At 64.2% G+C, this 17469-nt stretch carries 16 protein-coding genes; 6 read left to right on the top strand and 10 right to left on the bottom strand.

Annotated elements, in window-relative coordinates:
• The first annotated feature begins 18 nt into the window (after positions 1-18).
• A complete protein-coding gene (locus tag J2X01_RS17955; protein ID WP_229994200.1) occupies positions 19-1038 on the top strand; it encodes a dihydrodipicolinate synthase family protein in 1020 nt (339 codons plus the stop codon).
• Positions 1039-1422: 384 nt separating this feature from the next.
• On the opposite strand, the gene J2X01_RS17950 is transcribed toward J2X01_RS17955, so the two are convergent.
• The 3 genes from J2X01_RS17950 to J2X01_RS17940 all read right to left on the bottom strand — a co-directional run bounded on the left by J2X01_RS17950 (position 1423) and on the right by J2X01_RS17940 (position 5140).
• Positions 1423-1788, bottom strand: coding sequence for a DoxX family protein (locus tag J2X01_RS17950; protein ID WP_229994201.1), 366 nt, complete (start codon positions 1786-1788; stop codon positions 1423-1425).
• Between the two features lie 668 nt (positions 1789-2456).
• Complete coding sequence (locus J2X01_RS17945; protein ID WP_310060573.1) at positions 2457-3869, bottom strand: MFS transporter; 1413 nt, start codon at positions 3867-3869, stop codon at positions 2457-2459.
• 14 nt (positions 3870-3883) lie between these two features.
• Positions 3884-5140, bottom strand: coding sequence for a substrate-binding domain-containing protein (locus J2X01_RS17940; protein ID WP_310060571.1), 1257 nt, complete (start codon positions 5138-5140; stop codon positions 3884-3886).
• Between the two features lie 127 nt (positions 5141-5267).
• Between J2X01_RS17940 and J2X01_RS17935 the strand changes: the two genes are divergently transcribed.
• From J2X01_RS17935 to J2X01_RS17920, 4 genes are all read left to right on the top strand, one after another.
• Positions 5268-6776, top strand: coding sequence for a sugar ABC transporter ATP-binding protein (locus J2X01_RS17935; protein WP_310060569.1), 1509 nt, complete (start codon positions 5268-5270; stop codon positions 6774-6776).
• Complete coding sequence (locus tag J2X01_RS17930) at positions 6773-7732, top strand: ABC transporter permease (RefSeq protein WP_310060565.1); 960 nt, start codon at positions 6773-6775, stop codon at positions 7730-7732. The genes J2X01_RS17935 and J2X01_RS17930 overlap by 4 nt, the downstream gene beginning before the upstream one ends.
• The gene (locus J2X01_RS17925; RefSeq protein ID WP_310060563.1) at positions 7729-8757 is read left to right on the top strand and encodes an ABC transporter permease; all 1029 of its coding nucleotides are present in this window, start codon (positions 7729-7731) and stop codon (positions 8755-8757) included. Before J2X01_RS17930 ends, J2X01_RS17925 begins: the two co-directional genes overlap by 4 nt.
• A 300-nt stretch (positions 8758-9057) precedes the next feature.
• Entirely contained in the window at positions 9058-9333 is a 276-nt protein-coding gene (locus J2X01_RS17920) for a hypothetical protein (protein WP_310060561.1), read from the top strand.
• Between the two features lie 157 nt (positions 9334-9490).
• Here J2X01_RS17920 and J2X01_RS17915 read toward each other — a convergent pair whose 3' ends face one another.
• The 4 genes from J2X01_RS17915 to J2X01_RS17900 are packed head-to-tail and all read right to left on the bottom strand — an operon-like array spanning position 9491 to position 12853.
• Entirely contained in the window at positions 9491-10291 is an 801-nt protein-coding gene (locus J2X01_RS17915; protein WP_310060559.1) for an ABC transporter ATP-binding protein, read from the bottom strand.
• Between the two features lie 12 nt (positions 10292-10303).
• Positions 10304-11065, bottom strand: a complete 762-nt coding sequence (locus J2X01_RS17910) for an ABC transporter permease (RefSeq protein ID WP_310060557.1) — start codon at positions 11063-11065, stop codon at positions 10304-10306.
• Positions 11062-11817, bottom strand: coding sequence for an ABC transporter permease (locus J2X01_RS17905; protein ID WP_310060555.1), 756 nt, complete (start codon positions 11815-11817; stop codon positions 11062-11064). Before J2X01_RS17905 ends, J2X01_RS17910 begins: the two co-directional genes overlap by 4 nt.
• A gap of 49 nt (positions 11818-11866) precedes the next feature.
• Positions 11867-12853, bottom strand: coding sequence for an ABC transporter substrate-binding protein (locus tag J2X01_RS17900; RefSeq protein WP_310060554.1), 987 nt, complete (start codon positions 12851-12853; stop codon positions 11867-11869).
• Between the two features lie 314 nt (positions 12854-13167).
• On the opposite strand from J2X01_RS17900, the gene J2X01_RS17895 reads away from it, so the two are divergent.
• Positions 13168-14487, top strand: coding sequence for an NADH:flavin oxidoreductase (locus J2X01_RS17895; protein WP_310060552.1), 1320 nt, complete (start codon positions 13168-13170; stop codon positions 14485-14487).
• 144 nt (positions 14488-14631) lie between these two features.
• On the opposite strand, the gene J2X01_RS17890 is transcribed toward J2X01_RS17895, so the two are convergent.
• The 3 genes from J2X01_RS17890 to J2X01_RS17880 form a co-directional block, all read right to left on the bottom strand.
• The gene (locus J2X01_RS17890; protein ID WP_310060550.1) at positions 14632-15045 is read right to left on the bottom strand and encodes a hotdog fold thioesterase; all 414 of its coding nucleotides are present in this window, start codon (positions 15043-15045) and stop codon (positions 14632-14634) included.
• Positions 15042-16262, bottom strand: coding sequence for an acetyl-CoA C-acyltransferase (locus J2X01_RS17885; RefSeq protein WP_310060547.1), 1221 nt, complete (start codon positions 16260-16262; stop codon positions 15042-15044). The genes J2X01_RS17890 and J2X01_RS17885 overlap by 4 nt, the downstream gene beginning before the upstream one ends.
• Positions 16263-16599: 337 nt before the next feature.
• A complete protein-coding gene (locus J2X01_RS17880) occupies positions 16600-17178 on the bottom strand; it encodes a TetR/AcrR family transcriptional regulator (protein ID WP_310060544.1) in 579 nt (192 codons plus the stop codon).
• Positions 17179-17469: the final 291 nt, after the last annotated feature.

The following is a 17469-nucleotide window of genomic DNA, read 5'->3' as shown; positions in this document are numbered from 1 at the left end:
AGACAAAAGGAGAACAACATGGTGGACTACACCAAATCCGAAGCCCGCTCCTGGGCCCGGGAGAACTTCGTCGGCACCGTCGCGGTGACGCACCCATCCTTCACCCCGGACTTCTCTGGCATCAACGAAAATGCGATCCGCCACGACATCCTCCTGCTCAAGGAACGTGGCTATAAGGGTTCCCTGCTGATCGCCGAAGCCAATGTCACCCCGGAGGAGAACGCCCGGATCACGGCCATCGCCCGCGAAGCAGCCGGCCCGGACTTCGCACTCTTCTTCCACGCCATCTTCGGCACCCTGGAGGAGAACATCCACGCGGCAAACCTGGCTACCAAGGCCGGCGCCGACCGAGCGCTGCTGGCCTACCCCTCTTCGTTCTGGCCGACCTCCTACGACGAGGTCTTCGACTACACCAAGCGGTTCACCGACGAAACCGATCTGGCCACCATGCTCTTCCCCCTGCCGGCCTGGGGCTTCGAGCGAATCCACCCTGCAGGCATGAGCGTTGACTTCGTGCGCCGCGTCCTTGACGCGATGCCGAGCATCGTTGCCATCAAGGCCGAACAGGGCTACCCGGGCATCCCCGGAGTCATGGAGATGTACCACCATTTCCGCGATGAAGTCGTGATCTCCTGCCCCATCGAGGCGGAAATAATCCCCCTCATGTCGGTCTTGGACGTCCAGTTCTCCGGCACCGCGAACACGAACTGGATGGGCGACTACTACCCCAAGGCCTTCGAACTGGCGCGCACCGGCAAGTGGGAGGAAGCCATGAAGCGCTACTGGGAGGTCCAGCCGGCCCGGGCCGCCAATATGGCTGTATCGTCCACTTCCACACCGGGCACCAGCTCCATCAACCGCACCCAGTGGAAGTACCAGGAGTGGCTCTCCGGCTTCAACGGCGGCGCCCTGCGCCCGCCAGCAGTCAGACTTCCCGACCGCTTCATGAAGCAGCTGCGCGCAAGCCTGGAAGCCTCGGGACTGCCCGTCACCGATTCCCCGGACTCTGAATTCTTGCGCGGACGCGTCAGCGCCTAAGCCTTGCCCGGCCGCGTGCCGGCATTGCAAAGCCCCTTGGACCACTGAACCGGCTGGCTGGTTCGTTGGTCCAAGGGGATTCTTTGCGTGTGACCGAAAGTGCCGGACACAACGCGGCACCCGAACCGAGGGTTGACGCCACGACGGCGGCTTGTCGAAGCGGCTGCGCTCGTCGATAGTTGGGATATTCCCTGCACCAGCGCGCTACAGCTTCGTAGACGACCCTTCGCGGACCAACCGGAAGCCGCCGTGAACAACTGGCTCGCCGACTATGAAATCGGAAGCTGCAAAACGGGCGTTTCCCGCCCGCCATCTGCCCTCCCCCCGGGCATTCGAGCCATTCCCCGTGTTCGCGATGAAGCCCACCCACGGGCAAAGGCTCCTTCAAAGGTGGGGGTCGAAGCAACATCCACCTGCGAAGGGCCCTCGGTTCCGTTTCTGGAACGGCTCGGTCAGCTCATCGATGCAAGCCTTTGCGTATCCGGGGTGGCCTCCCGCGCCAATCCGCCGTCCCCAGCCAAACAGGCGATCGATGGAAACCGGTCCCGGACCTGTCACCAGGAGAACGAACAACCCCGCGACCAACGCAACAGGTACCTGCATGCCGCCGCCTTCCGCGGGCGCGAACCCCCTATTGATTTCGACCATGAAGATCGCGAGGAGCATGCATACCACTAGCGGAATTACCACCGGCATGGTGAGGAAACCAAACGCGATGAAGCTCCCGCCGACGAACATCAGAAGCGTCACGTACGAACCGATCAGAAGAGGGAATGGAAGTCCTCACGCGCCCTCTACAATCGCGGCGAACTTCGCCGGCGCGAACTGGAGTTCGTGGGCAATCAGCGTTGCACTGATCGCGATTCGCAGGAGCAAGGGGACGAAGGGTTCGAGGCGTCGCAATGGCGCCGAAGTGCAAGAAACATTGTTAAAGCTCCCCAGTAAGTTTGCAGGGCCGAACATTTTGTCATTGCATGGAGAGCAGGGCGGTACGTCTGGTATCGATTGCCAGGGAATATTCAGGGCCAACGGCTCGGTCCTGACCGATGCGACTCGACGGCGTGTCACCGCTCGCTTTGTTTTACACGCCGGCAGCAAGTTCCGGCGTGTGCCTGTGTTGTACGGGGCAGCAGCCGCATGTTCTTCTGAGGCCGTATGCCCTGCGTCCCCGCTTCCGGGCCGGTAACCATGTTTCGCGGTGCAAACAACTGCACGCTTCGTCCCACGGTGGATGTCGATTCGACGTCTACCGTGGGACAAAGTATTCGGTTCCGCATCGAGCCTGGTGATGAGCGTGTTCCCGCATTGGCATCAGGCGCCGGGATGATCCGAAGGACGCAATGCATCGCTCACCCGTGCGCCGATCGTCCCGGCACTCGACGATGCGTGGCTACGGACAGCCATAACCAGGGAAGCCATCAGTCCATGGCGGCCGCGCGTTCGGGGGTTCCTTCCGCCGGCGCGGGGCCAGTTGGACCGACCTCCGCTTGTTCAGACACCGGGGTCCGCCGTGACTGCGCACGAAGCCCCGTCAAGGAACCAAGAAGCACGCCGATTGGCAACAGTAGGACCAGGAACAGACCCGAGAGCCCCATTCCGGCGGCGATGAGCGTGCCGCCGGCAACACCGCCAGCAGCCGCTCCCAAACGTCCGCCGAATTCCGCCACGCCTATTCCCGCACCCCGCATGCTGGCCGGGTAGGCCATGGCTGCCAGGACGCTCCGCGTGGGGCCGAAGGCGCTCGGCAAAATGAATCCGGCGATCCCCAATACGACCAGCAGGGAACCGAACCCCGGATCGGGCAGCAGATAAACCACGATGGACATCACCGCAGCCAATCCGAGGACAATCCCGATGATCAGGAAGCGTGACAACCGGGCCAGAATGGCTCCCAGCACCACCCCTCCCACGACACTGGCCAATCCATAGACCCCGACGATGGTGCTGCTCTGCACGGTGTCGAGCCCCGGTTTGGGCAGCTGCAGCAAGGTTGGCATGTATTGGGCGATCAGCAATTGGGTGCCCAGGGAGAAGAAGCCGAAAAGCCACAGCAGGAGGGTCTTAGGGGCCAGTGGACGGGACAGGACGGTCCGCACCGACACCGCGGACCCCGCAAGTGACGGCCGAACCCTCAAACCCGGATCAAATGCTTCAGCACCACGTCCGTCCGTCGACGCTGCACCGTCCACCCGGCGCTTGGCCAAGAGGAACGCGGGAGATTCGGGAACGACGGCGGCAAGCACAGCGATCACTGCCAAGGGGATCAAGCCTGCCACCACGAGCAGCAGGCGCCACCCCGAGGTGGGTATCAAGGCGCCGGCGAGAACCGCACCTAACGTTGTCCCCAAACCCACTCCGGCGTAGGCCGTCGCGATCAATGCCGCGCGCCGCCGTTCGGGAATCAGGTCTGCCAGCAGGGCGTTCCCTGATGCCATGGCAGCGCCCATCCCCAGGCAGGCCAGGATTCGCCAGCCGGCGAATGCCGTGAAGTCGCCAGATGTTCCGCCCAGGGCGGTGGCCCCGCCGAAGACAACCACGCTGCCGATGAGCACTGTCTTGCGTCCCCACCTGTCGGCCATGCCGCCGGCGACAACGGCACCAAGGCCCATGGCCAGGAAACCCACAGCGACCACGAACGCGATGCCGCCCCCGACGGAGACGCCCCAGCTCTTGATGAGCGTCGGAAAGACATGGGCGACGATCGTGACGTCCATACCATCGGAGAGCAGAACGAGCGTGATCAGGCTGAAGTAGAGCCAGTGCCTCGGAGTCAGGCTTTCGGGGCTCGCGTTGTCGGCAGACCGCGCGGTGGACCCACTTCTCGTGTTCAAGGATCGCACCATCCCTATTTGCCGGGGTGTGCGAAGAACTCGTTGAGGCGATCGGTAGGCAGGTAATCCTCCGGGGCGCCAGCCAAGTCGGTCAGATCATTGTGGTCCCACGAGCGGTCCGCGACCTTGGCAAGGTTCTCCCGGGAGACGATCACCGAGGGTTCAACAATCTGGTTGATCTTCGGGCCCTCGCCCTTCAGGATGCGCAGCGCCACGTCGACCACTGCCTCACCGGTGCGCACGGACGGGGTCGTGGTGCCGAAGAACGGGTAGTCCGGGTTTGCCAGCGCCCAGGAGGAGAAGCCGTGGCTCGATCCGTCGTCCGCGATCGGCGGCACGTCCATGCCTGATTCCTCAAAGGCGCTGCGGATGCCTACGCCCATCGTTCCGGCCTGTAGAACGGCGTCAACCCCGGCAGGGTTGGTCGCCAGGAACTTCTGGACCTCCGCCTGGGCCTTTGCCGGCTGGAAGAAGCCCGTGACCGACCCGGTGACCTTGACCTCCGGGCAGTTATCCAGGACAGCATCGATGCCCAGGTTCGCGAAGGTCGAGGCAGGGATCCCCGGGATGCCCTCGACGCGCAGGACGGTCCCCTTGCCCCCGAGTGCTCCCACTGTCCCGGCGGTGACCTGGGCGACGGCCAGCGGGGTGTTCCTCGTGACGCTGACGGCGTATTCGGAATCGATCGGAATCTGGGCGGCGACCAGCGGGATGCCAGCGTCATGGGCTGCCTTGGCCAGGTCCACGGAAGGCTCCGGTGCGATGGCGGTGTAGATGATCACGTCCGGCTTGAGCGAGAGAGCTTCGTTGAACTGCTGGAGCTGCAGGGGCACGTTCGACGGGTCGTCCGGGGCGAAGTCGCCGACGATCTTGACACCATTGGCCTTGAGGCTCGAGCGGATCGCCTCCGACATGGAGGCTATGAACGGGCTGGCAGGTGGCATGCCCACAATCCCGGCCGTGAAACCGTCAGTCTTCTTCGACTTGTAGTCGGCCCATGCCGACTTCCGGATCTCGTAGGGGTAGAGGTTGTAGCCCGCGGCGATCTCCTTGGGTACACCGGCCAGCAGGCCATTCGGATCGTTCGCCGTACCCGTCGGCAGCGACCCGCAGGTCCCGGCGGCCGCCGACGACGCCGGCCCGGGTGTGGCCCCTCCGGCGGAGCCCGGGGCCGCTGGCGCCGACGCCGAACAGCCCGTCAGAACGAGGGTGCCGGCCCCCAGAATCGCGGCGCCAACAGTCGTAAAACGGGGGAAAGAGGTCTTCTTCATTGATTAATCTCCCTGCTAAATGAACGATTCGTATCGTATGGCAACAGAGTAAATGCATGCGGTACGATTCGTCTAGTTTCGAATATGACCTGCGACACATTTATCGGCCATTCAAAGGAGATCCGCCGTGAACAACCAACCATCCGGACTGGTGCTCACCGGGGTGAGCAAGCGCTTCGGTGCCACCCGCGCCCTCATCGACGGCGACCTCCGCCTCCGGCCGGGCGAGATCCACACGCTCCTGGGCGAAAACGGGTCCGGGAAGAGTACCCTCGTCAAGATCATGGGAGGCGTCCACCGCCCGGATTCCGGCACCGTCACATTGGACGGCGTCCCCGTAACCAGCAGATCGCCCCGAGCGGCCATGGACCTGGGGATTGCGACGGTGTTCCAGGAAGTCCTCACCGCGGGGAGCCAATCGGTCCTCGAGAATGTCTGGCTCGGGTCCCACGGAACGTTTCGTCGCCGGCTGGGCCGCGCCGAGCAGCGATCAATCGCGCAGGACGTCCTGACGCGCATTGCCGGCGCGATCCCGCTGGATCTTCCGGCCGGGCAGCTCTCGCTCTCCGAGCGGCAGGCCCTCTGCATTGCCCGCGCACTCGTGCGCAAGCCCAAGGTTCTCATCCTCGACGAGTCGACAGCCTCCCTGGATGTCAGCTCCCGCGATCGGCTCTTCGTCGAGATGCGCCGGCTCGCAGCCGAGGGGACCGCCATCCTGTTCATCTCGCACCGCATGGACGAGGTCGCGGAGATCTCGGACCGGGTCACCGTCCTGCGGTCCGGGCGCAGCGTCTCCACCGTGGAGAGGTCGGATCTGTCCATCAACCGGCTGATCGCGGACATGACCGGAAACTCCGGCCACGCCGAGACCCGGCGGCAACCGCATGATGCCGGGGACACCATCCTTCAGGGAGCGGCCGTCCGCCTTGCGCCGGCCTCGGCACCCATCGACTTCGAGCTGCGCGCCGGCGAGATTGTGGGCCTCGCGGGGCTCGAGGGCCACGGACAGGACCAGTTCATCAAGCGCCTGGCCGGTGTGGCCGGTGGGCCCGGCAGCGTCGTCCGCCTCCTCCCCGAGGGCGCCGCGGAGCTTACCGAGCGCAACGGGGATGCCCTGGCGGTCGCCTACCTGCCGCGCGAACGACGCGGCGAGTCGCTGTTCGAGTCCATGTCGATCCGCGAAAACTTCGCGCTGCCGACCCTGGCCAAGGACCGCCGCGGCGGCTTGCTGGACACCCGCAGCAGTGCCCGCCGGTTCGATGCCTTCGCCCGCTCCCTGTCCCTGCGCTTCGGCGCCGCGCACGAAGCCATCTCCACCCTGTCCGGCGGTAACCAGCAGAAGGTGCTGCTGGCGCGCTGGCTTGCCACCGACCCCAAAGTCCTGTTGCTCAATGACCCCACCAGAGGGGTCGACATCGGGACCAAACGGGAGATCTACGCAATCCTGCACCGGCTCAGCGGCGAAGGCATGAGCGTCGTGATCCTCTCCAGCGAGGTCGACGAGCTTGTCGACCTCGCTGACCGCGTCCTAGTCTTCCGCGACCAATCCGTGTTTGCCCAGATCCCCCATTTCGAGCTCTCCACCGAGTCCATCGTCGCCGCATACTTCGGCCAGAAATCAGAGGTGCACACATGAACCGCGTCCTGACTTTGTTCCAGCGCTGGCCTTTCGCCTTTGCCTTGCTTCTCGCACTGGTGCTGCTGGTGCTGAACCTGATCGTCTCACCGTCCTTCCTCTCCCCCGCGCGCCTCCCCGGCACCCTGGCCACCCTGGCGCCGTTCGTGCTGGTGGGATTCGCCTCCACGCCCTCGATCCTCGCGGGTGGCATCGACATTTCGGTCGGCCCACTGGCCACGTTCATCAACTGCCTGTTCGTCGCAATCCTCATTCCCGCCGGGCTGGGCAACTGGCACCTCGCGGCACCCATCATCCTGGCGGTGGCCGCCGGGATCGGAGCCCTGAACGGAATCCTGGTCGCCGTCGTCCGCCTGCACCCGGTGGTCGCGACCACCGGGATGCTGTTCCTGCTCGTTGGCCTGTCGCTGACCATCGCTCAGAACCCGGTGGCCGCCCCTGACAACTGGACAGAGGTCTTTGCCGGGGGCATCGGCATCGTCCCTGGTGCCCTCATCACGATCGGCGTCGCCGGGCTGATCTGGTTCGCGCTGCGCCGCACGGCCTTTGTCAGCAACCTCCTGGCCACCGGCGAGAGCGATGTCTCCGCCTACGGTTCCGGGGTGAACATCAAGGCAATCCGGATCCTGGCCTACACCCTCGGCGGCCTGTTTGCCGGGATCGCCGGAATTGCGTTGACCGCACTCGTGCAGTCATCGCAGTCTTCGCTCGCCTCCACCTATGCACTGCTGGGGCTCGCCGCCGCAGTCCTGGGCGGAACCAGCCTGGCCGGCGGTCGCGGCGGCCTGTTGGGCGCACTCTTCGGAGCGGTCTCCATTTATCTCCTGCAGCAATTGCTCACCGCCTCGGGCGTGGCCCCCAGCCTCATCCAATTCGCCTACGGCGCCGTCCTCGTCGTCGGCGTCGTGCTGGGCGCGACGCTGCTGGCCCCCCGTTTGAAGAGGAACGCATCATGACCAGTGACACCCTGTCCCCCGCGGAAACACCCCACGCACCAACCGCCCGGCAAATGGCCTGGACCAGGTTCAGGGCCCGGGTCTTCGAGGTACCGGCGTTGCAGGTCCTCGTCGTCCTGGCCCTGGCGGCCTGGCTGGTGGTCACCATACCGGCCATCGCAAACCCCAGGTCCGTCACCTCGATACTGGTCATTACGTCCTTGCTGGCCCTGGCAGCCATGGGCCAGACGCTCGTGGTGATACTGGGAGGACTGGACCTGGCGGTGCCGGGTTACATCCTCTTCGGCGCCTTCATGGCTGCGAACGTCGCGGGCAAGCTCGCGGTCCCGGCGGTTGTCGCCGTGCTGATCACCGTCCTGGTCTGCGGCGGCATCGGTGCCCTGATCGGCTGGATCTGCCACCGCTTCGCGGTCCAGCCACTGGTCGTCACGCTGGGCACCGGCGCTGCCCTCACGGGCGCAACGCTCTTCCTCGCCGACGGCGACTATTCCTCCGCCCCGCCGCAGGCGCTCCGTTCCCTGGCAAGTTTGCGGGGAACCACCTTCGGCATGCCGTTCCCCCCAATCATCCTGATCGTGCTGCTCTCCGGGGCGGCCATGTGGCTTTTCCTCAACCGCACCGCGGCCGGACGTCGCTTCCATGCGACGGGAGTCAATTTCCGGGCCGCCCGGCTGACAAGGATCCGCACCTCCGCCGTGTGGACCCTGGTCTTTGCGGCCTCAGGCGCCCTGGCCGGCGTCGCCGGCATCTTGATTGCCTCTTACGGCTCGGGCTGGTCGCAAACCATTGGGGAACCCTATCTGTTCTCTGGCCTGGCCGCGGTTCTCGTCGGCGGCTCGATCTTCGGCTCGATTCGCGGCAGCTACACGCGGACGTTGCTCGGCGCACTCACCCTCACCCTTTTGTCCACGATCATCGTGAGCAACGGACTCTCCGAGGCGCAGAGCCGCATCATTTTCGGAATCATCATTCTTGCCGTGGTTTCGTTGTACGGCCGGGAACGCCACGTCCGCGACAGGTTCTGAGTTCCGGTCCTGGTTCCTGATAGGACTGACGGGGGATGCTCGGCCCATCGGGCCGGGACGTCCCCCGTCTGCGCTCCTGTGCGCTTCGCATAGCCGAAGCCGGCGGCCCTGTTGCCGCTGCCCCGTTGTGGAGAACCCGCGCCGAAGCCCATCGGGTTCTCACCGACGGTGAACCGCCCAAGTAGTCCTTCGCCGCTGCGGCACCGCGAAACCCGGGGCCTCGGCCGGAGCAAGGTGCCTCAACACTGCATTCCGTGAGGCAGCCACCTCTACCGCGTCGCGGCATACCTGCTTATGATCGTGTGCGACGAAGCCAAATTCTCGCCGACCGCTCCCCCAACCCCGGGCGGTATGGAGGCTGCCGGTTTGTCCGCGAAGGTGTGTCACCATAGCCACTGCCGCTGTTGTTTGCAACGGATTTCCCACGAAATTATCGGTGGCGAAGCAGGCAAGGCCCCCGCCATCGATCGCGGCGGGGGCCCAAAGGACATGATGCTCGTTGTTAACGATTTCCTGATGGTGCTGCCGGTAGAAGTGCGCGCGGCATCTGCGCGCCCCATGCTGGAACGTCATTGAATCAGTGAGCCTCATGGCCCCGAGGCATTTCAACGATCCTGCACATCGACTGGATACAAGAAAGGCCCGGGCGCGAATTAATCGCCCGGGCCTTCAACAACCTGTCGGCTCCGAGTTCCCATACCTTTTCAAGGAGAACCAGGCAGCGCCATGGAGGTCATCGGGGCGCCCTTTGGGGCGCCACGGTGTCGGACTTCCTCATGATCATCCGGTGGATCTCGGCTCGAAGCTCAAGGTACGCCGGACGGGACTTGGTCTCGATCTGGTCGCGGCCGGTGCCCAGCGGGATTTCGACCGAGGCGGCCACGGAGGCCGGCCGGCCCGATAAGACGATGACCTTGTCTCCGAGATACACCGCTTCCTCGATGTCGTGTGTCACCAGGACGATCGACACTCCTAGACGGTCGCGGATATCGAGCATCAGGTCCTCGAGGTCCGCCCGGGTCTGCGCATCAACGGAGGCGAACGGCTCGTCCATGATCAGGATCTCGGGGCGATAGGCCAGGGACCGGGCAATCGCGGCGCGCTGTTGCATGCCGCCTGACATTTGCCACGGATACAGCTCCTCGGCAAGTCCAAGGTCCACATCGCTCAGCGCTTGTTCCACACGTTTCCGGCGTTCCTCGCGCGAGAGTCCGAGCCGCCGCAGTGGCAGCTCGACATTCTTGCCCACCTTCATCCAGGGCATGAGGGACCTGCTGTAGTCCTGGAACACGACCGCAAGTTCCGCAGGTGGCTTTACAACTACGCGCCCGTTGACCCTCACTTCTCCGCTGTTCGCGGGCCCCAGCCCCGACAAGGCGCGCAGCAGCGTGGTCTTTCCCGTGCCTGAGGGACCCACGATGCAGACGAATTGACCTTTCGCCACTGAGAAGGTGACGTCGGACAAGACCTGGTTGTCACCGAAGGACTTGCCGATCCCGTCAGCTTCCAGAATGGGCGTCGATATGGATTGCATGTGGACCTGCTTTCAGCTTCGCGATTCGCGGTGCCAGACGAGCGCAAATCGCTCGACGAGCAAGAGGATGACATTGAGTAGATAGCCGATGACGCCGAGCAGGATCATGCCTGACCACATCTCGGGCAACGAGAACTGGCGCTGGGTCTCCAAGATGAAATAGCCGATCCCCTGCGAGGCCCCCATCAGTTCGCTAGCGAACATTAGGATGACCGAAACCGCGAGGCTCGCCCGGATCCCTGCGAAAATCTGCGGGGAGGCACTGGGAACGACCACCCGGAAGACCCAGTCGATGGGGCGAAGCCGGTTGGACTTTGCGACATCAACCAGCGCGGGGTGTACGCCCCTGACCCCGTCGATGGTGTTGAGCAGCACCGGCCACAGGGCCCCCAGCACCACTATCAGCACGCGCATGTCGGGACCGATGCCCATCAGCTGGATGGCCAGCGGCAACATTGCCACCGCGGGCAGGTAGCGCATGAACTGGAGCAGTGGTCCCACGGCCGTGGCGATGGCGTCGTTCAGCCCGAGCACGATGCCCAGGCCTACTCCCAGCACGATGGAAATGCCGAGGCCGATCAGTACCGAGTTGAGACTGGACACCACGTGCTCGCCAACGAGGTCGAAGATCCACAGCTCATGGAACCTCTGCCAAATCTTGGCGAGCGGAGGAAAGAAGATCGATGTGCTCCCGGCGCTTGCCATCCACCACAGTGCAACCAGCAGCGCCGGGACGATCGCCGGCAGGAGGAACCGTGTGATCCTTTGCGTCATGAGCTGACCTTTCGATGCGACGGATGCCATGCCAAAACGCTGCGTTCGAACCAGCGGAACGTTGAATCGATGGCCATGCCCAGCACCCCGCACAGCATGATGTAGGCGAACATCTCCGGGAGCGCACCACTGAGTTGGTGGAGCACGATCTGTTCCCCGAATCCGCCCGCAGGGATGACGATCTGCGCACTGATCGAAATCAGCAGGCAGATCGCTGCAGCCAGCCGGACCCCTGTGGCCATATACGGCAGTGCCGTAGGGAGCAGAAGCCGGGTCACCGTGTCCCAGCGGGGGACGCCGAAGGAGCGGAAAGTGTCCCGGGCCACGGGGTCCAGGTCGCGCGCGCCGTAGATGGTTTGCATGACCATTGCCCACACTGCTCCGAAGAAGGCCAGCAGTATCGTGCTCTGCAGTCCCGCACCGTAGAGCAGGACAACCAGCGGGACAAAGACCAATGCGGGGATGGTCCGCAGGAAATCGAGAGTGACCACCGACATCCGGTAAGTCACTCGGCTCACGCCGAGTGGAAACCCGATGATCACGCCGATGACCACCGCCAGCAACAGGCTGATGAACCAGCTGGCCAGCGTCTCGGCGAGGGGTCCCAATACGGAGCCGTCCAGGACAAGCCCCAGCACCGCGCCGGCGATAACCCGCGGCGTGGGCACGGCACCGAGCTGCCCGGTGGCCGCGGCCACCTGCCATGCCCCGAGCGCCAGCACGATGACGCCCAGCTGGGACAGCCGGTTCATGGTCCCCCGCCGTAACGCGGGCTTCCGCGGCCGGGGCTTGCTCGGTGCCTCAGTTGCCTGCAGGGGTCCAGATGAGCTTTGCCGGGTCGTAGCCGTCATTGATGAATCCTTCCTTGGCCATCAGGTCAGCAAAGGCCTGGATGTCTTCCACGCCGAGCCTTGTGTCATAGGTGGGAATCACGGACTTCTCAATGGCCTCCGGGGACAACGAGGTGAATTCCGGGAGGACCTTGCGCACTGCCTCGGGATGCTCATTCGCATACTCCCCGGCACGCTTCATGGCCTTGGTGAATCGCTGGACGGCGTCCGGGTTGGACTTCGTGAACGCATCGCTTGCCACCCACTCCAACGCGCTCATCCCGCCGATCCCCTCGGTGAACGGTCGCCCGATCACCTGTAGGCCCGCGGCGCGCGCCTTGGAAAGGAACGGATCGACGACGAACGCCGCGTCCACCCGCTTGGACTGAAGTGCCGGAACCATGTCCGGGTAGGCAATCTCGACGACTTTCACCTGCTCGGGGTCGACGCCGGAGTCCTTCAGGAGCACTCGCAGGGCCAGTTCGGGCGCCGATTTGAGGCCGACCACGGCCACCGTCTTTCCGGAGAGATCCTTCACGGAACCGACGCCGCTGCCCGGTGCCGCGACCAGCGCGGTCGTGTCATGCTTCGGGTCCAGGGGATAGCGGTCGCTGCCGGAAACGACCCTGATCGGCAGCCCCTTCGAGGCAGCCGTCACGATGGGGACGGATGTCATGAGCGCCATTTGAAGCTCATTGTTGAGCAGGGAGGGAATCGCGGTGGCCGCGGTCTGAATTGTCGTGGCGGTGACATCCAAATTCTCGTCCTCGAAGAACCCCTGCTGCTTTGCGATGTAGACGTGGGCAGCATTGGCAATCGGCGTCACGCCGACGGCCAATGCCACGGGGGCTCCGGCCGATTCCTGCGGGGCTGGGCCGCTGACCGAGCACCCGGCCAGAAGCAATGCACCGGCCGAAAGTGCGGAGATCGCGGTGAGGGTTCGGGAAAGTCTGGGCATTGGCACTCCTAGGTGATCGGCGCAACATTCGAAACGATGCGGTTCGTATAGCACCGTATGTGACGCGCGTCATGAAGTCAATCGTCTTTCGAGCCTTACGAGCGGCCCGAAAATCGCTGCAACCGTCGCGGCAATCCCGGGAGGTGACACCGAGACGATCAAGCCAAGAGAAGGGCGCACAGGTATCGCGAACCAAGCCCTTTCGGGCCATCCATATGAAATATGGCACAAACGAGATACGATACGACACGACTCGAATGTGATAAATGATGAATGACTTCATCCAGATTCCATTGAAAATCCAAGGAGAACAAATGTCCGCCGAGACCTCCACCGTCGCCGAGGTGCTTTCCAGCCCCTGGAAAATCGACGGCCTGACCATCAAGAACCGCTATGTGCTTAGCCCCATGGCGGTGCTGCAGCCGACGAAGGACGGCCATCCCAGCGACCAGACGATCGCGTTCCTCACCACGCGCGCACGCGGTGGCGCGGGGCTGCTGATCATCGGCGGCGGCGTGGCCACCGAACGCGGAAACCAGGAAGCACCATTCCAGCCCCTGATGCGCTTCGACCGCGACGATTTCATTCCGGGCCTGAAGCGCATGGTCGATGCCGTGCACGAGCACGATGTACCCATCTTCGCCCAGATCTTCCCCAGTTTCGGCGCCATGGGCGTGCCCGGCGAGGGACGGCCCACGCGGGCTGCGAGTCCAAAGCCCGTCCGCATGGCCGCACCCCGTCTGCCGCACGGTTTCTACATTCCCGGCGGCAGAACGAACCCGACGCCGGAGGAGATCACCAAGGCGGAAATCCTTGAGGTCCAGGAGCAAACCGTCGCCGCGGTGCGGCGTGCCAAGGCGGCCGGCTTCGATGGCATCGAACTGGGCGCACACATGCGCTACCTCTATTCCTCCTTCCTCTCACCGCGGACCAACTGGAGGACGGACGAATACGGCGGCAGCTCCGCGAACCGCGCCCGCATCCTCGTCGACACGATTCGAGCGATCCGGGCCGAAGTCGGCCCCGAATATCCGGTGGGCCTCAGGATGAGTACGAACGACCACCTTCCCGATGGCCAGGGACCCGAAGGCTTCGCGGAAGTCGCGGCGATCATTGAGAGGGAAGGGATTGGATATATCGCCCTGAGCGATGCGAATTACGAGTCGATGGACAACAACGTCACCTCCTTTTCGGGCGCAATCCTGGAGCACGGAGAGCCACAGGCATTCCGCGCCGCCATGCCCGAGGTTCCGTTGCTTCTCAGCAGCACCTACGACCCACAACAGTGCGCAGACGCCATCACCGCCGGATTCGCGGACGGAATCATGCTGGCCCGGCAGATGCTGGCCGATCCGGAATTCCCCAACAAGGTCCTCCAGGGACGACAGGATGAGATTGTGTGGTGTGATCACGACAACTCTTGCCTGCGCCGCCTGATCTTCAACGTGCCGGTGAGGTGCCACAAGAACCCGGCCATGGGACGCGAAGCGGTCCTCGCGGGGGCCAAGGAACCAGTCTCGGTGAAGCTTCAGCGTCCGATCCAGGGCCTGCTGATCGCCGCGACCGGGTCCCCGGTCCTCATGGGCATCGCCGACAAACTGGCGACCGCCGGCTCGAAGGCCTCCAAGAGCTGACGCCTTTGCCGCGCGTCGGCCCCCGCCGTCATGGGGGCCGACGCGGCAACCTTGGCACAAATACGTGTGTGCCCGGGCTCCGACTCGGAGCCCGGGCACACACATATGTCTTGCCGTCTTGTATCGGCAGTTGTTTCAGAAGCCTCAGTCCGCGGGGCGCAGGGCCCTGCCCGTTCCGCGGTAGATGGCGACGGTCCGCTCCCCCGCCCGCACCCTGACATCCACAATCATCCGGCGGCCCTCGTGAAAGGTCACTTCGGCGGACGCAACCAACTCCTCGGCGATGCGGGCCGGGGAAATGTAGGAGATGGAAGCCTCCGCAGTCGCGATTCCGGCGCCGAAGGTGTTTGCGGCCATGGCGAACGCCGTGTCGGCCAGCGCGAAGACCAACCCTCCATGGGCGATCCCGTGCCCGTTGGCCATCTCGGGCATAACCGTCAGGACCGCAGTGGCTCGGCCCTCGCTGGCACGCAGCACCCGGATGCCAAGGCCTTCCAAGGCGCGGTCGGCGGCAAGCATCGAGCGGGCCGGCTCGTCAATGAGCGTTGCCGGGTTCATGCGAGCCTCTCCACTACCATCGCCATGCCCTGGCCGCCGCCCACGCAGAGCGTGGCCAGGCCGAGCGCACCGTCGATGGTCTGCAATCCGTTGATAAGCGTTCCGACCAGCCGTGCGCCGGTCGCGCCGAAGGGGTGGCCCAAGGCGATCGCCCCGCCATACGGGTTGACCCGCTCGGGATCGGCGCCCAGCTTCCGGACCACGGGAACTACCTGGGCAGCGAAGGCCTCGTTCAACTCCACGATGTCAATGTCACCAATCGAGAGGCCCAGGCGATCAAGAAGGCGGTTGGATGCGTCCACCGGGCCCAGTCCCATGATCTCCGGTGAAAGGCCGCTGGCGGCACTGCCCAAGACGCGGGCCAGCGGCTTCAATCCGAGTTCACCGGCACGCCTGGCGCTCATGACAACCAAGGCAGATGCGCCGTCGTTGAGCGGACTGGCGTTGCCCGCGGTGACGGTTCCGGACTCGTGGAAGACAGGCCTAAGGCCGGAGAGTGCCTCCCAGGTTGTTCCCGGCCGCGGGCCGTCGTCGGCAGTCACCACGGTGCCGGCAGCCGTGGTCACCGGCGCGATCTCGCGGGCGAAGTACCCGGAGCGGATCGCCCGTTCAGCGCGGAGCTGGGACTCCAGAGCCCATTCGTCCTGGTCGCGACGCGTGGTGCCGGTTTCGCGTGCCACGAACTCGGCGGTTTTGCCCATGGAGAGGTACACGTCGGGCAGCTGCCCGTACTCGCGGGGGTCGACCCACGGCTGACCGGATTCAAAGACGTCGTCGGCACGCCGTGCCGCGTCCGCGAAGCCAGGGTGCGGGTTTTCCACCACGGGAGGAGTCGAGCTGGTCGATTCGACGCCCGCCACCAGAAACGCTTCCCCGTCGCCGGCCCGCACGGCCTGGGCCGCCATCGCGGTGGCCTGCAACGATGAGGCGCAGAAGCGGTTCACGGTGACCGCCGGGACGCTATCCATTCCCGCCAGCACCATGACCCGGCGTCCGATATTGTCGCCCTGCGCGCCCTGCGGGACCGCGCAACCCACGTAGGCATCGGCAAACTCGGCGGAGTCCATCTGCGGAATCGCCGCGAGCGCTCCCCGGATAGCTGCCAGCGCGAGGTCTTCGGGTCGCTCCCCGGCCAGCGAGCCCTTTCGGGCCCGGCCAATCGGTGTCCTGCGGTAGGCGACGACAACCGCGTCATTTGGAGCAATGGCGGTGTTCAAGATGATGTTTCCCTTCTTTGTGCCCGGCCGGCCCAGAGCCGGGAAGTGCGGCATAGACCAGGACGCATTATCCACGTTCGCAACGGGCGCGGACCAAGCTGGTGCATCCAGCATCTACCGAATATATACGATCCGTATCGTATAGCACAAGGTTCACATCTCATCTGGAACTTGCCGAGACGTAGACCGGAAGACCGAAGTGCGCCATTCCGGTTGCGAAGATGTCAGGTGGAGGCGCGAGGAGTCCTTGCGACCTGAAGGGTTGTCAAGTCAGTTCTTTGTCCACCGAGCTCATCAGGGCCCGTGCCCGGACGGAGCTATGGAAGCCTTGAGGCCGCTATCGTGCGGCGAGGCCTTCAAGGGCCGCCTGCATGATGGCGTCGGTGGCCGTGGCGTCAAGGGGGCCCGATTGGAACAACAGTCGGAAGTAGATGGGGGCATATAGCAGCTCCGTGACGACCGGGGCATCGAGATCTTTGCGCATCGACCCCTCGCTTATGGCTCGCTCCACCAGGGATGTGACGACCAGCGCGCGCGGCGTCCAGAAATGTTCCTTGAATTCAGCCATGGCTGCTTCGTCCTGCTGGCACTCACCGATAAGTTGTGCCACGAGCCGCCCCTCATTGCCCGCGTAGACCTCCGCAAGGGAGGCCATGTGCTCCCGAAGCGCGTCGATCGCGGGAACGTCCTGGCGCACCGGAGTACGCGCTACGTGGTTGTCCAAGAACGTATCGATAACCACGGCAACTTTGCTCGACCACCACCTGTAGATGGTGGTCTTGCTGACGCCGGCCTCGCGGGCAATGCGCTCGATCGAGAGCTTTTGCACCGTAAAACCGGTGGGCCCCGAATCTTCGAGCAACTTCATGGTCGCTTCCAAAATCGAGCGTCGACTTTCTTCACTTCTGACTGCCATGGGTCAACCATACGTGCAATGCTATTCAATACGAAACGTACGCGATCAAATTCGTCGATTTCAACGCTCCGGCAGCGTGGCACAGGTGCGATTGGCTGCCCGCCAAAGGGTGACCTGCGCCCGCACGCAAGATGAAGCGGCCTCATTGCATTGCATTGTGACCCACCTTACAATCAGTACGAAACGAATCGAATCTTGTAAGGAGATGCCATGACTGCATCTTTTGCCGGCAAGGAGCGCCTTTCCCTACTCGGCATGTGCTTGCCTGCACCGCAGATCTGGCACGGAACC

The sequence above is a fragment of the Arthrobacter ginsengisoli genome (genome assembly GCF_031456935.1).
GTDB classification, from domain to species: domain Bacteria; phylum Actinomycetota; class Actinomycetes; order Actinomycetales; family Micrococcaceae; genus Arthrobacter; species Arthrobacter ginsengisoli.
This window is presented reverse-complemented; position numbering and strand designations above follow the sequence as displayed.